General features: G+C 72.5%; 12 protein-coding genes. 9 read left to right on the plus strand and 3 right to left on the minus strand.

The annotated features are described in order from the left end of the window. The first annotated feature begins 45 nt into the window (after positions 1-45). The 9 genes from QJ852_07940 (at position 46) to QJ852_07980 (ending at position 12,274) form a co-directional block, all read left to right on the plus strand. Positions 46-1,014: a MoxR family ATPase gene (locus QJ852_07940; GenBank protein ID WGX98369.1), complete on the plus strand. Its 969-nt coding sequence runs from the start codon at positions 46-48 to the stop codon at positions 1,012-1,014. A gap of 4 nt (positions 1,015-1,018) precedes the next feature. Continuing rightward, a complete protein-coding gene (locus QJ852_07945) occupies positions 1,019-2,233 on the plus strand; it encodes a DUF58 domain-containing protein (GenBank protein WGX98370.1) in 1,215 nt (404 codons plus the stop codon). Then, entirely contained in the window at positions 2,230-4,527 is a 2,298-nt protein-coding gene (locus QJ852_07950; GenBank protein ID WGX98371.1) for a transglutaminase-like domain-containing protein, read from the plus strand. The genes QJ852_07945 and QJ852_07950 overlap by 4 nt, the downstream gene beginning before the upstream one ends. Continuing rightward, the gene (locus QJ852_07955; GenBank protein WGX98372.1) at positions 4,524-9,002 is read left to right on the plus strand and encodes an FtsK/SpoIIIE domain-containing protein; all 4,479 of its coding nucleotides are present in this window, start codon (positions 4,524-4,526) and stop codon (positions 9,000-9,002) included. Before QJ852_07950 ends, QJ852_07955 begins: the two co-directional genes overlap by 4 nt. 127 nt (positions 9,003-9,129) lie before the next feature. Next, positions 9,130-9,426 carry a WXG100 family type VII secretion target gene (locus QJ852_07960; GenBank protein WGX98373.1) on the plus strand — a complete coding sequence of 99 codons (297 nt, stop codon included), beginning with the start codon at positions 9,130-9,132 and terminating at the stop codon, positions 9,424-9,426. Positions 9,427-9,490: 64 nt separating this feature from the next. Further along, on the plus strand, positions 9,491-9,775 hold the full coding sequence (locus tag QJ852_07965; GenBank protein WGX98374.1) for a hypothetical protein: 285 nt from the start codon (positions 9,491-9,493) through the stop codon (positions 9,773-9,775). Positions 9,776-9,780: 5 nt separating this feature from the next. Further along, positions 9,781-11,091: a hypothetical protein gene (locus tag QJ852_07970; protein WGX98375.1), complete on the plus strand. Its 1,311-nt coding sequence runs from the start codon at positions 9,781-9,783 to the stop codon at positions 11,089-11,091. Further along, the gene (locus QJ852_07975) at positions 11,088-11,651 is read left to right on the plus strand and encodes a hypothetical protein (protein ID WGX98376.1); all 564 of its coding nucleotides are present in this window, start codon (positions 11,088-11,090) and stop codon (positions 11,649-11,651) included. The genes QJ852_07970 and QJ852_07975 overlap by 4 nt, the downstream gene beginning before the upstream one ends. After that, on the plus strand, positions 11,648-12,274 hold the full coding sequence (locus QJ852_07980) for a hypothetical protein (protein ID WGX98377.1): 627 nt from the start codon (positions 11,648-11,650) through the stop codon (positions 12,272-12,274). The genes QJ852_07975 and QJ852_07980 overlap by 4 nt, the downstream gene beginning before the upstream one ends. 109 nt (positions 12,275-12,383) lie before the next feature. On the opposite strand, the gene QJ852_07985 is transcribed toward QJ852_07980, so the two are convergent. From QJ852_07985 to QJ852_07995, 3 genes are read right to left on the minus strand one after another with little or no spacing between them, the layout of a single operon-like run. Further along, positions 12,384-13,151, minus strand: a complete 768-nt coding sequence (locus QJ852_07985) for an amino acid ABC transporter ATP-binding protein (protein ID WGX98378.1) — start codon at positions 13,149-13,151, stop codon at positions 12,384-12,386. Further along, positions 13,151-14,047 carry an amino acid ABC transporter permease gene (locus tag QJ852_07990; GenBank protein ID WGX98379.1) on the minus strand — a complete coding sequence of 299 codons (897 nt, stop codon included), beginning with the start codon at positions 14,045-14,047 and terminating at the stop codon, positions 13,151-13,153. Before QJ852_07990 ends, QJ852_07985 begins: the two co-directional genes overlap by 1 nt. Beyond that, positions 14,044-14,916, minus strand: a complete 873-nt coding sequence (locus tag QJ852_07995) for an ABC transporter substrate-binding protein (protein WGX98380.1) — start codon at positions 14,914-14,916, stop codon at positions 14,044-14,046. Before QJ852_07995 ends, QJ852_07990 begins: the two co-directional genes overlap by 4 nt. Positions 14,917-14,921: the final 5 nt, after the last annotated feature.

Here is a 14,921-nt window from a genome sequence, read left to right on the forward strand (position 1 = left end):
GCCCATGAGGTCAGAAGTAGCCGTCCATCAAGAGGAGAACCCCCGATGAGCATCACCCACGAGCAGGCGACCTGGTTCTCCCAGACGTTCGAGAAGCTCGCCGACAACATCGAGAAGGCGGTGCTCGGCAAGCGGCACGTCGTCCGGCTGGCGCTGACCTGCCTGCTGACCGAGGGCCACCTGCTGCTCGAGGACTACCCGGGCACCGGCAAGACCCAGCTGGCCCGGGCGCTGGCGAACACGGTGCAGGGCTCGAACGCCCGCATCCAGTTCACGCCCGACCTGCTGCCGAGCGACGTCACGGGCGTGACGGTCTACGACCAGCACAAGGGGGCCTTCGAGTTCCACCCGGGCCCGATCTTCCACACGATCGTGCTGGCCGACGAGATCAACCGGGCCTCCCCGAAGACCCAGTCCGCGCTGCTGGAGGTCATGGAGGAGGGGCGGGTCACCGTCGACGGCACCACCCACGCGGTGGGCCGCCCGTTCATGGTGATCGCGACCCAGAACCCGATCGAGCAGGCCGGGACCTACCGGCTGCCCGAGGCGCAGCTGGACCGCTTCCTGATGAAGACCTCGGTCGGCTATCCCGACCACGACTCGACGGTGCGGCTTCTCCTCGACTCCCAGGTCCGCGACCGGGCGGGCACGATCGAGCCGATCATCACCGCGGCGACGGTCGCCCAGATGAGCCAGCTCGCGGACGGCGTCCACGTGGACGCCGCGATCGTCGGCTACATCTCGCGGCTCGCCGAGGAGTCCCGCCGCCACCCGCAGGTCAAGCTCGGCCTCTCGGCCCGCGGCTGCCTGGCCTACGTCCGGGTCGCCAAGACCTGGGCGCTCGCCGACGGCCGCGACCACCTCGTCCCCGACGACGTCAAGGACCTCGCCGGGCCGGTCCTCGGCCACCGGCTGCTCCTCGATGCCGAGGCCCAGTTCAACGGCGTCACCGTCGAGCAGGTGATCTCCCAGCTCCTCGAGGACGTCGCGCCGCCGACCGAGCGCGTCGCCTGACGTGGTGCGACGACTCACGGCCCTGCTCGAACCGGTACGACGCCGGCTCGCGCCCGCCGTCCGGATCCTCACCCCCGCCCTCCGCACCCTCACGCCGGCGGGCCGGGGCGTCCTGCTGCTGACCGTCGTGGTCTGGGTTCTCGGGTGGCGTCTCGGCTGGGACGAGATGCTGCTCGTCGCGGCGACGGGGCTGGTCCTGCTCGCCGGGTGCGCGCTGTTCATGGCCGGTCGCACCCAGCTGGAGGTGAGCCTCGACGTCGAGCCGCCGCGCGTCACCGTGGGCGAGGCGGTCGCCGGATCGCTCGCGGTCACGAATCGGGCCCGGACGCCCGCCCTGCCCTTCGTCCTCGAGCTGCCGGTGGGGGAGGGCGGCGTCGCGTTCTCCTATCCGCTGATGGGGCCGGGCTCGACGCAGGAGGAGATCTTCGTCGTCCCGACCGAGAAGCGGGGGGTCATCGACGTCGGCCCCGCGACCAGTGTCCGCGGCGACCCGGTCGGGCTGTTCCGCCGCGACCTGGCCTGGTCCGAGGTCACCGAGATCTTCGTGCATCCCCGGATCGTGCCGCTCGAGCCGCTCGGCACCGGCCTGATGCGGGACCTCGAGGGGGTCACGTCGGCCAACGTCTCGATGAGCGACCTCGCCTTCCACGCGCTGCGCGAGTACTCCCCGGGTGACGACCTGCGCCACGTCCACTGGCGCTCGTCGGCACGCCACGGCAAGCTCCTGGTCCGCCAGTTCCTCGACACCCGGCGCAGCCACCTGACGATCGTGGTCGACAGCCGAGCGGCGTCCTACCGCAGCGACGAGGACTACGAGACGGCGATCTCCGTCGCCGGCTCGCTGCTGGTGCGCGCCCTCCTCGACGAGTACGACGCCTCCTTCGCCTCCGGTCGCCACGCCGCGTCCAAGGTGCTCGGGAAGGCGGTACTGGACGTCTGCGCCCGGGCCGAGACTTCCCCCGAGAGCCTGGTCTCGGTGGCGCGGGAGGCGAACCGGATCGCGCCCGAGACCAGCTTCGCCGTCCTGGTCTCCGGACCGCACACGGACTTCCTCGAGCTGCAGCGCTCGGCCGGCCAGTTCGGCATCGACGTGGCCAAGATCGCCGTCCGGGTCGATCACGAGCTGACTCCGGCCCTGCGCACCGCCGGGGATCTGCCGCTGCTCACCCTCGGCCGGCTCGAGGAGCTGCCGCCGCTGCTGCACTGGGGGATCGGATGAACCGCTTCGCGCCCCGTGCCGCGCTCGTCGACGCGGGTCTGCTGCTCGCCCTCGGCCTGGTCGCCTCCTTCGGGTTCCGCGACACCTTCAACGGCTGGAGCTACCTGGTCGCCGCGACGGCGGGCCTGGTCATCGGCCTCCTGCTCGCCCACCTCGCCACCGTGCTGGCGAAGCCGGCGGTGCTCGTCGCGGTCTTCGCCGTCGTCGCCTTCTTCCTCTTCGGCGGCGCGATCGCGCTGCACAGCTCCGGAGCACTGGCCGTGCTGCCGCTGCCCGACACGCTGAGCGAGCTCGCCGACCAGAGCGTCCACGGCTGGAAGGACCTGCTGACCACGCTGGCGCCCGTCGACGGCGGACCGCTGCTCACCCTGCCCTACCTGATGGGACTGGTCGCCGGCGCTGCCGGCATGACGCTCGCCGGACGGCTGCGCTCGCCCTGGCTGCCCGTGCTGGCGCCGGTCGCCTATCTCGCCGCGGTGATCCTCCTCGGCATCCAGACCCCGACCCGGCTGCGCACCATCGGCCTGGCCTTCGCGGCGCTGACGATCGTGTGGATCGCGGTCCGCGCCCGGCGTACCCAGCGGCGCACCGTCCAGGGCGGCACGTCGTGGCGCAGCCGGGCCGTCGCGGGCGCACTGGTACTGGGCGCGGCCGCCGCCGCGGTCGGCGTGGCACCGGTGCTCCCCGGAGCCGACGCCCGCGAGCGGGTGGTGCTGCGCTCCTATGTCACCCCACCCTTCGACGTCGGCCAGTACCCCTCGCCGCTCGCGAGCTTCCGGCGCTACACCAAGGGCTACCGGCCGCCGCAGGGCAAGGAGGACAGGCGGCTCTACGAGCGTGAGCTGATGCGGGTCGAGGGGCTGCCGGAGGGTGCGCTGCTGCGGTTCGCCGCGCTCGACCAGTACAACGGCACCGTCTGGGGTGCCGCGAACCAGGCGCCCGGCACCTCCGGCTCCGTCGGCTCCTTCCAGCGGGTCGGCACGGTGATCCGCGACGAGGGGCCCGGTCGCGAGGTGACCGCGACGGTGACCCTGACCGACGTCTTCGACGACCTGCGCGAGGTCTGGCTCCCGACCACCGGGGCGGTCACGGACCTCGCGTTCGAGGGTGAGCGCGCCGACGACCTCGCCGAGACCTTCCGCTACAACCTCGCGACCGACACGGGCGTCGTACCGCAGGGCCTGCGCGGCGGCGACAGCTACACGTTCACCGCCCACGTCCCCGGCGCCGAGGACAGAGTCACCCCGCAGCTCTCGGTCGCGACGGGCAGCCTCGCCGAGGACCTCGCCGGCGTCGACTTCCGGCCGGTCGCCCAGCGCTGGGGCGGCGAGGCGGGCTCCGCGCTGGAGCAGGTGCTGAAGATCGCCCAGCACCTCCAGTCCGTCGGCCGCTACACCGACGGCGGCTCGGAGAACGACGCGCAGTACCCCGCCGGCCACTCCGTCAGCCGCCTCTCCCGGTTCTCCGCCGACGGCCAGCAGATCGCCGGCGACGACGAGCAGTACGCCGCCATGCTCACCCTGCTCGCCACCCAGGCGGGACTCCCGGCGCGGGTGGTCGTCGGGGCCAAGGTCCCGGCCGGCGGCATCGTCAAGGGCGAGGACGTGCGGGCCTGGATCGAGATCCGCGACACCGGCGGCGACTGGCACGAGCTGCCGACCGAGGCCTTCATGAGCCGGGAGCGGCCGCCGGAGGACCAGCCGCCGACCGAGCAGGAGCTCACCTCCGGCGAGATCATCCCGCCGCCCGTACCGGTGCGCCCGCCGGCCGGGGGCGGCGACCCGCTCGCCACCGACGACAACCGCAAGGGCACCCAGGAGGACGACGGCGGCTTCTCCCTGCCGGGGTGGCTGGTCGCCGCCCTCGTCTACGGCGGCGTCCCGCTGCTCGTCGTGGGCGGGATCGTCGGCGGCATCGTGGGCGGCAAGGCCTGGCGCCGGAGACGGCGCCGGACCCGGGGCGCGCCGGCGACCCGGCTCACCGCCGCGTGGCGCGAGGTGCTCGACGCGGCCCGCGATCTCGGGCACGGGGTGACCGCCCGGCGCACCCGACGCGAGCAGGCCGCCCAGGTCGGTCATCCGGCCCTCGCCACGCTCGCCCGGTCCGCCGACCACCACGTGTTCGGCAGGACCGACCCGACCGAGGAGTCCGCGGCGTCGTACTGGTCGGAGGTCGACCGGGTCCGCGCCGAGCTGCTGTCCGGGCTGGGGCGCTGGCGCCGGATCCGTGCCCGGGTCAGCCTGGCGTCCTTCCGGCGCCTGCCCCGCCCCGAGGCACAGGAGGCCACCTCGTGAAGCTCAAGCTCGTCTACGACCGCAGCTCCGGCCGTCCTGCCGACATCGTCGTCACCACCGACGCGGCGGCCACCGTGGGCGACGTGGCGGTCTCGCTCGCCGAGGCCGACCCCACGCGTCCCACCTTCTCCGGCGCCGACCTCACCCTCGCGGTCGCGGCGGTCGGTACGCGCGACTACACGACCTTGGACCCGGTGCGGTCGATGGGGGACGCGCCGCTCGCCTCCGGCTACGCCGTGCGGATCGTCGACGTCGGCAGCTCGCCCGTCGGCCGGCGCAGCGACGCGGCCGTCGTGGTCCGCGTGACCGCCGGGCCGGACAAGGGCCGCGAGTTCCCGCTGGGGGAGGGCTCCTTCCTCATCGGCCGCGACCCCGGATGCGACGTGGTGCTCACCGACCGGATGGTGTCCAAGCGGCATGCCCGGCTCGACGTGGGCCGGATGCTCGAGCTCGTCGACCAGAACTCCGCCAACGGCCTGCTCGTCGACGGCGGGGTCGTCACGCGGTTGTCCGTCGAGCAGGGGCAGCCGGTCACGCTGGGGGACAGCACCCTGTCCTTCCTGCGCACCGAGCGGTTCCAGGCGGCCGGACTCGAGACCCAGATCCAGGGCGGCGCGGTCCCCTTCAACAGGTCGCCGCGGGTCGAGCCGCGGTTCCCGGGACGCGAGCTGGCGCGCCCGGAGGTGCCCAAGGAGATCGACCGGCAGCCGTTCCCGTGGCTGCTGATGATCGCCCCGGTGATCATGGGTGCCGCGATGTACGCCGTGACCCGGCGTCCGGTGACGCTGCTGTTCATCGCGATGACGCCGATGATGCTGCTGGCCAACTTCGTGATGGGCCGGCAGGCCAACAAGCGCCGGCTCCAGCAGGCGGTCGACCGCTTCGACCAGCAGTTGGAGGTGCTCAACGCGACCCTGCTCGCAGATCGCCCGCGGGAGCAGGAGATCAGGCGGGCCGAGGCGCCGAGCACGGCCGAGATCCTCGACGCGGCCGCCCGCCGCTCGCCGCTGCTGTTCACCCGTCGCCGCGAGCACTGGAACTTCCTGCATCTCCGGCTCGGTCTCGGCACGGTCGCGTCCCGCACCACCGTCGCCGCCGGCGGCGCCACGGACGACGGCCTCGTGGAGTACACCGAGCGTCTCGAGGAGGTGGTCGACCGGCACCGGTTGGTGCCCGACGTCCCCGTCACCGAGGACCCGCTGCTCGCGGGTGCGCTGGGGGTGGTCGGCGACCACGCGCTCGGTACGTCGGCCGCGCGGGGACTCCTCGTGCAGCTGACCGGTCTGCATTCACCGGCCGAGCTGGTCGTCACCGCGATGGCCGGTTCCCAGACCGCCGGCGAGCTCGAGTGGCTCAAGTGGCTGCCCCACACCTCCTCCCCGCACAGTCCGCTGGCATCGGCGCCGCTCGCGGACTCGGCCGCGACCATCGCCCGCCTGCTCTCCGAGCTGGAGGAGCTGGTGGCGGCGCGGACCGGCGCCGATGCACCGACCGAGGACGATCAGCGTCCGGCGCTCCCGGCCGAGCTCGCCGCCACCCAGAGCGGTGCCCACGTCGGCGACGAGCAGGCCCGGCCCGACGTCGACCTGCCCGTCGTGGTCCTGCTGGTGACCGAAGACGCCCCGATGGACCGCGGCCGGGTCGTCCAGCTGGCCGAGCGGGCCGCGGAGGCGGGGATCGTCGTGCTCTGGCTGGCGGCCGACCCCGCCGCGCTGCCGGCCGTGTGCCGGACCCATCTCGACGTGTCCGGGGGGCTCGGTGCGGCCGTCACCCGTTTCGTCCGGCACGGCCAGGACATCGCCGAGGTCGTCAGCGAGGGCGTCTCCCGCGACGAGGCGCTGCGGTTCGCCCTCGGGCTCTCCGCGCTCGTCGATGCCGGTGCGGTCGTCGCCGACTCCAGTGATCTGCCCCGCACCGTCACCCTGCTCAGCCTGATCGGGCCCGAGATGGCCGAGACCAGCCATGCCGTGGTCGATCGGTGGCGGCAGAACGACTCCGTGCACGACCGGTCCGGCGAGCCGCCGCGGCCCAGCCGGCGGACCCGCACCCTGCGCGCGCTCGTCGGCCAGGCGGGCGCCGACGCCATGCACCTGGACCTGCGCACCCAGGGGCCGCACGCACTCGTCGGCGGCACCACCGGCGCCGGCAAGTCGGAGTTCCTGCAGGCCTGGGTGCTCGGCATGGCGGCGGAGTACAGCCCGGACCGACTGACCTTCCTGTTCGTCGACTACAAGGGCGGCGCCGCGTTCGCCGACTGCGTCAAGCTGCCGCACTGCGTCGGCCTGGTGACCGACCTCAGCCCGCACCTGGTCCGCCGGGCGCTGACCAGCCTGCGGGCCGAACTGCGTCACCGCGAGCATCTGCTCAACCGCAAGAAGGCCAAGGACCTGATCGACCTGGAGAAGCGCGGCGACGTGGAGTGCCCGCCCGCGCTGGTCCTGGTGATCGATGAGTTCGCGGCCCTGGTCAGCGACGTCCCCGACTTCGTCGACGGCGTCGTCGACATCGCCCAGCGGGGCCGGTCGCTCGGCATCCACCTCATCATGGCGACACAGCGTCCGGCCGGCGTGATCAAGGACAACCTGCGCGCCAACACCAACCTGCGGGTGGCACTGCGGATGGCCGACGAGTCCGACAGCACGGACGTCGTCGGATCGGCCGAGGCCGCCGGCTTCGACCCGTCCATCCCCGGTCGCGGGGTCGCGAAGACCGGGCCCGGCAGGCTGATGCCCTTCCAGTCGGCGTACGCCGGGGGCTGGACCCGCGCCGAGCCCGAGCAGCATGAGGTCCTCGTGCACGAGTTGCGCTTCGGTGCCGAGATCGAGTGGCGGGCGCCGGACGAGCAGGTCGAGGAGCCGGCCGACCCCGGTCCGACCGACCAGGCCCGGCTGGTCGCGCAGATCGCGGCAGCCGCACAGGTCGCCGGTGTCCCGGAGCCGCGCCGGCCGTGGGTCGCCGAGCTGGGCCGGGTCTGCGACCTGGTCCGCCTGGGTCCGCGCAACGATCGCCAGCTCGTGCTCGGACAGGTCGACCGGCCCGAGGAGCAGCGCCAGGACACGGCGTACTTCTATCCGGACACCGACGGCAACCTGGCGGTCTACGGCACCGGAGGCAGCGGCAAGTCGGTCGTGCTGCGCACACTCGCCGCGGCGGCCGGCGTGACACCGCGCGGGGGACCGGTCGACGTGTACGCCCTCGACTTTGCCGCAGGCGGCCTGCGCATGCTCGAGGCGCTGCCGCATGTCGGCGCCGTGATCTCGGGTGACGACCACGAGCGCGTCGCCCGCCTGTTGCGCACGCTCAAGGGTCTGCTCGAGGACCGGTCGCGCCGCTATCCGGCGGTGAACGCCGGCACCATCGCCGAGTACCGCGTCGCCGCGGGCGTGCCCGAGGAGCCGCGCATCCTGTTGCTGCTCGACGGCTTCCCGGCGTTCCGCGATGCCTACGAGGCGGGCGGGGCGACCCGCGCTCCGCTGTACACGGTCTTCCAGCAGCTGCTCAGCGAGGGCCGTCAGCTCGGCCTCCACGTGGCCTTCACCGCCGACCGCCCCGGCAGCGTGCCGGGGTCGGTCTCGTCGAGCGTGCCCCGCAAGGTGGTGCTGCGGCTGGCGGACGAGACGGCGTACACGATCCTGGAGGTGCCGGGCGACGTCCTCGGCGCGGCCTCTCCGCCCGGGCGGGCGATCATCGACGGCTACGAGGCGCAGATCGCGATCCTCGGCGGATCGGGGAACGTCGCCGACCAGTCGGCCGCGATGACCTCGCTCGCCGCGGCGATCCGGGGGAACGGTCGTGCCGACGCACCCGGCGTCGCGGCGCTCCCGACCGAGTACGCCGCCGGCGTCCTGCCGGTGACGGTCGACGGAATGCCCGCCCTGGGGATCGAGGACGAGCAGCTGGCGCCGATCGGTTTCGAACCCGTGGGCACCTTCCTGCTCGGGGGCGGGCCGGGCAGTGGGCGCTCGAACGCGCTCGCGGCGATGGTGGCCGCGTTGCGTCGGGCACGACCCGACACCCGTCGCTACTACCTCGGCAACCGACGCTCGGTCCTCGGCGCCGATCCCGGCTGGACGGAGGTCGCGACGAGCGTCGACGACGTCGTCGACCTCGCCAAGCGGCTCGCGGCCGAGCTGGCCGAGAGCGACGAGCCGCACGCCGCGGTCGTGATCGAGGGCCTCGCCGACTTCCAGTCGACGCCCGCCGACGCGGTGATCGTGGAGCTGGTGAAGGTGATCCGGCGCAGCGGCCACTTCGTGGTCGCCGAGTCCGAGACCAGTACCTGGACCAGCTCGTGGCCGATCTTCGGCGAGATCAAGGCCGGACGCCGCGGACTCCTGCTCCAGCCCGAGTCGGTCGAGGGCGACACCATCCTGCGCACCTCCTTCCCGCGCGTGGCCCGCGCGGAGTTCCCCGTCGGACGGGGTTTCCTCGTGCAGGGCGGGAAGGCGGTGAGAGTCCAGTTGCCACTCGCCTGAGGCGATGGGGAGTTCTCCCCATTCCCGCCCGCGCCGTCCGGCCCTAGCGTTCCGGTCATCGGCCGGGACACCGCCGGACCACCGCCCCCGGCTCCGCCTTCCGGAGCCCCCTCGAAAGGACAGAACCATGGTCAACCTCAACGTCACCTACGCCGACCTCACCTCCGCTGCCGCCCAACTGCGCCAGGGCCGCGACGAGCTGAACCAGAAGCTGCACGAGCTCGGCAACCTGGTCGACAACCTGGTCGGCTCGGGCTTCCAGACCGACCACGCCTCGAAGGCCTACGACGAGCAGTTCGACCAGTTCCAGGTCGGCACCAAGCAGGCGATCGACGCTCTCGACGGGCTGTCGACCTTCCTCGACCAGGCCGCGAGCGCCATGGAGCAGACCGACTCCGAGCTGGCCAACTCGATCAAGTCCTGACCGCACGTTCGACCACCCGGGCGGCCGTCGTACGGCGGCCGCCCGGCACCGGAGAGGAGGAACCATGGCCGATCTGCAGATCGACAGCCGGCTGCAGGACCTGTACACCGACCTGAGGGTCGTCAGCTGCAACTTCAAGGACGCCGACTACAGCAGCCGGGTCGCGGCCGACGCCGTGGGACATGACCTCCTCGCCGGCAAGGTGCGGGACTTCGCCACCAAGTGGGACGACCGCCGCCCGAAGATCATCGCGGCCCTGGACACGTTGTGGCAGTCCGCCCAGGCGATCGACGAGAACTTCCGCGGTCTGGACGACAAGATGGCCAGCCAGATGGCGCAGGGGAGCTGAGTGCCATGGGCATGAGCCCCCTCCCGGGAGACCCGCACACCGTCGCCGTCGAGGCCGGCCGGATGGTCGACGCCGCCGAGCGGATGAGGAACGCCGCCAAGCTGCTCACGAGCATCGGCCGCAACCACGCGATGCGCAGCGACGCCGTCGAGGAGTTGCGCCACAGCGCCACCGAGGTCGCCACCGTGATGACCAACGCATCGGTGCGCTACCAGGGCACCGGCGAGGCGCTGGTCAACTACGCTCCTGCGCTCGACGCGGCCCAGAAGCAGGCCAAGCAGGCGATGGCCCAGCTCGGCTCGACCGACGTCGGTCATGCCCAGCAGGCGGTCGATCGGGCCACCCTGGACCCGTGGGAGCACGCGACCCTCTCCGCCGACGAGAAGTCCCAGCGCGCGGTCGAGCTCGCCAACGCCAAGACCCAGCTCGCCGAGCAGCAGCGCGCGGCCGCGGACGCCTGGGTCCTGTACGAGGACGCCAAGCGGGACCTGGAGGCCGCCGCGCAGACCGCGATGAGGGCGATCGACACCGCCAACGACACCAGTCGGCTCAACGACACGCCGATGGACGACTGGAACGGCTTCATCGACAAGTACGTCGCCCCGGTGCTGGAGGCGCTGGCCGTCGTTGCCGACCTCCTCGGTGACATCCTCGGGATGATCGCCGCGATCATGGCGATCATCCCCGGTCTGCAAGGGGTCGCGGCCGTCCTCGGAGCGGTCGCGATCGGCCTCAAGGTGGCCGCCTTCCTGGCCACCTTCGCGCTCGCGATGCTCGGGAAGAAGTCCTGGGGCGACGTCGTCAAGGCGGGCATCAAGCTGGCGATCTCCATCGTCACCAAGGGCGCCAAGGGCCCGATGTCCCCCATCCAGCGGCTCCTCGGCGAGAAGCCCGGTGACCTGGTCAAGACCGGACTCGCCTTCGGGTTCAAGTACGGCACCTCCACGCGCGAGCACCCCGGCAACGAGTACGGCGTCGACCTCTACCAGGCCGTCACCGAGCCCGGCTACCGCGACGGTCTCACCTCCGGCGACTACGCCGCGGAGCTCTTCACGGTGGGAATGGACCCCGTCGGCTACGCCGTCGACGAGGCCACCGATGCCCTCGGCGGCATGGTCGACGACCTGGATGCGCCGGCTCCCCTGGACATCTCCGGCCAGGCCACGGTGGACGTCACCCCTCTCCAGGCCGACTTCCGCAGCGTCGACCTGGACCGGATCATGGCGCAGAACTTCGGCTCGTCCGGCGGTGAGCCGGCCGGCGTCGGCCGCTTCAGCGGTGGCGGCGGTGGCGGGGGCGGTGGTGCCGGATGGTGACGTCACCACGTCTTGCCTGGCGGGTGCCCGAGGGCTGGCGCTGCTTCGCCGCGGAGGAGCTCGCCACACCCGGTTGGCGAGCCGCCGTGCCGCCCGCCGAGCCGGGCTCGGCGTACGAAACCGGGCTGGTCCGGTTCGAGCAGTGGGTGGCCGGCCAGGGCGCCTCGCGGGTCGGCTGGGTGCTGGTGCTCGACCCCGATCCGAACACCCCCGGGGTTGTCGCCTTCGGGTCGATCGACGTGCGCCCCGGACCCGACCTGGACGAGCTGGAGCGACAGGTCGCCGACGCGGCCCTGCCGGACCACCTGGTGTCGCGCACCCTCACGCGCACGCGGATCGCCGGCCGTGCGCTCCTCCTGTGCCACGAGCTGGCCGCCCGGGACGACGGTCCGACCGGCGCCCACGTCGAGGAGCGCGGCCTCGCGGTGCGACATCTCGACAGCGGTCTCAACGTCGCGGTCGACCTGCTGACCACCGACTTGGCGGGGTTCGCGGAGATCGCGACCACGGTGGGCCACGCCTGCGCCGCCGCCGATGTCACCGAGGAGGTGGCCCGATGACCGAGGCCGCGGCGCCGTCGAGGCGGGTCGACTTCCTGCTGCCGGGGAAGTGGTGGCACATCGTCCTCACCACGCCCGAGGAGACCCGGCGCCAGGTGCGGCAGATGGCGCGCTCGGTCATCGGCCGGCGCGACGACCGGGCGCAGCTGCGGCACGACGTCCAGGCGTCCGTCGAGCGCGCGGCCGAGGCGGCCGCGCAGGCGCAGGGGAGCGACTTCTACTTCGCGGTCGAGATCGTCCCCGGTGTGCCGATCCCGGCGAGCCTGGCCGTGTGCTGGCCGGAGGTCCCCGCCGGACTCTCACTCGACGTGAGCCCCGCTGCCGGGGCCGAGGCGCTGTCGGCCCACCTGCGGCGCTCCGGTCGCTGGGGGGAGGTCGCGGTCCTGGAGACCGACGGCCCCGGCGTCGTCCGCACCGTCAAGACGATCGCCGGGCCGCTGTCCGCCGGCACCGGCGTCGAGGGGGCGGGCGAGGTCGTCGCGTCGTACTGGCTGGTGCGCCAGGAGTCGCCTTTCCCGCTGCTGCTGACCTTCAGCTCCGCCCTGGTGTCGATGCGCGAGGAGATGGTGCCGCTCTTCGACGCGATCGTCAGCACCGTCGAATGGGGTGGGGCAGCGACGTGAGGGACGAGGTCAGTCGTCGAGCAGGTCGCCGGGGGTGATCGTGACCTCGAACGGGACCCGGGCGGTCCGGGACGCGGTCGCGGCGACACGAGCCCGCTCGGCGCCCTGCTCAGTCCGGCAGCACCCGCCGCAGGAACTCCCGCGTCCGCGCCTGCTCCGGTGCGCCCAGCACCCGGGCCGGCGGGCCCTCCTCGACGATCCGGCCGTCGTCGAGGAAGCAGACGTGCGAGGCGACCTCACGCGCGAAGCCCATCTCGTGGGTGGCCAGCACCATCGTCGTCCCGGCGTCGGCCAGGCTGCGCACGATGTCGAGGACCTCGCCGACCAGCTCGGGATCGAGGGCGGCGGTGATCTCGTCGAGCAGCAGCAGCGCCGGGTCGGTGCACAGCGCCCGGACCAGGGCGACCCGCTGCTGCTGCCCGCCGGAGAGCCGGTCGGGGTGCTTGTCGACGTGCTCGCCGAGCCCGAACCGGTGGAGCAGCTCGCGGGCCTTCTCGCGGGCCGCGGCGGCCGGCATGCCGTGGACCTTGCGCGGCGCGAGGATGCAGTTGTCGAGGACGCTGAGGTGGGGGAACAGGTTGTACGCCTGGAAGACCATCCCGATGTCGCGACGGACCTGGCGCGGGTCGACGAGGGGGTCGGAGATCTCACGACCCTGGAACTCGATGACGCCGTCGTCGATCGGCTCGAGCAGGTCGAGGCAGCGCAGCAGTGTCGACTTGCCGGAGCCGGAGGAGCCGATCAGGCAGACCACGTCGCCCGCCGCGACGCTGAGCGAGAGGTCGTCGAGGACGACGCGGCGCCCCGGCTCGTCGTGGCGCGGATAGGTCTTGCGGACGTTGCGGACCTCGAGCAGGGCCGGGGACGGGATCGACATCAGAGCGCTCCTGCCCGCTCGCGCCGGGCCAGCCGTCGCGCGAGCACGTCGCACAGCCGGGCCAGCGGCACGGTCATCGCGATGAAGAACAGCGCCGCGACGACGTACGGCGTGAAGTTGAAGTTGTAGTTCGCGTAGTCGGCGGCGGCGAACAGCGCGTCGAACAGGCCGACGGAGGCGACCAGGGCGGTGTCCTTCTGCAGCGAGACGAAGTCGTTGAGCAGCGGGGGTACGACGCGGCGCACGGCCTGCGGCACGATGACGTGGCGCATCGTCTGCCCGCGGGAGAGGGCGAGCGCGTCGGCGCTGGCGAGCTGGGAGGGGTGGACCGACTCGATACCGGAGCGGAACACCTCCGCGACATAGGCCGAGTAGGACACCACGAGCGCGACGGTGGCCCAGAAGAAGATGCTGGTCGGGATGCCCTCCAGCCCGAGGGCCGGCATGCCGAAGACGAAGAGGAACACCAGCAGCAGCGTCGGGATGCCGCGCACGACGTCGGTGTAGACCACCGCGAGGCCGCGCAGCGGGACCAGCCACGCGGACTGCGCCTGTCGCAGCAGGGCCAGCGCCAGGCCGAGCACCAGGATGATCGGCTCGGCGATGAGGAACATCCGCACGTTGAGCCAGAAGCCGTCGACGATGCTCGGCAGCGACTCCTTCGCATGGTGCAGGTCGAGGAAGGTCGCGCGCACCCGCGGCCAGCCCGGCGAGAGGACGAGCGCCGCGACCAGGCCGCCGATCACCACGACGGTCGCGACACTGGCGACGACGACGCGGTGCCGGCGCTGCCGGGAGCGGGTCCGGCGCCGGGCGAGCTCGCGCTCGCTCGGTCGCCAGTCCGACGTGGTCCCGTCGGCCGCGGGTCCGCCGGCCCCGGATGCGCCGGTGCTCACGGGAGCTCGGGCACGCTCACGACGTCGGACAGCCACTTCTGCTCGATGTCGGCGAGCGTGCCGTCCTCCTGGAGCGCGGCGATCGCGCCGTTGACGCACGGCAGCAGCTGGTTGCCCTGCTCGAACAGCAGGCCGAACTCCTCGGGCTCGCCGCCGTCGTACTGGAACTGGCCCAGCAGCGTGCTGTTCTCGATCTCCGCCGCGCTGATGTAGAAGGCCGTCGGCAGGTCCGCGATGATCGCGTCGACCTGGCCGTTGAGCATGGCCTGCTTGGCGTTGTTGGTGTTCTGGAACACCAGCGGGTCCTGCTGGGGCTTGATCACGTCGCGGATCGCGGTCAGCGAGGTGGTGCCGGTCTGGGCGCCGATCTTGAACGTCGCGAGGTCGGCCAGCGAGGTCGCCTTCGCGGCCGGGCTGTCCTCGAGCACGATCACGGCCTGAGCGGCGGAGTAGTAGCCGTCGGAGAAGTCGACCGCCTTCTCCCGCTCCGGGTTGACCGAGATCTGGTTGATGTCGAAGTCGAAGTCCTTCTTGCCGGGCTTGTAGGAGTTGTTGAAGGGCACGGTCACCCAGGTGACCTGGTCCTTCGTGAAGCCCAGCTCCTCGGCGATGGCGTAGGCGACGGCGGACTCGAAGCCCTCGCCGTTGGTGGGGTCGTTGTCGACGAACCAGGGCTCGTACGCCGGGGTGTCGGTGCCGACCGTCAGCATGCCGTCCTGCACCAGGGGCAGGTCGGCGACCGCGCACTCGTCGGCGGAAGCGCTCTTGCCGCTCTGCTCCTCGGGCTCGTCCTCCGCGGGGGCGCAGGCAGCGACCGCGGTGGCGAGGAGGACGGCGGCGACGGGGGTGACGACTCGGGACAGACGCATGGCGG

Source organism: Nocardioides sp. L-11A, from assembly GCA_029961745.1.
Classification (GTDB): Bacteria; Actinomycetota; Actinomycetes; order Propionibacteriales; family Nocardioidaceae; genus Nocardioides.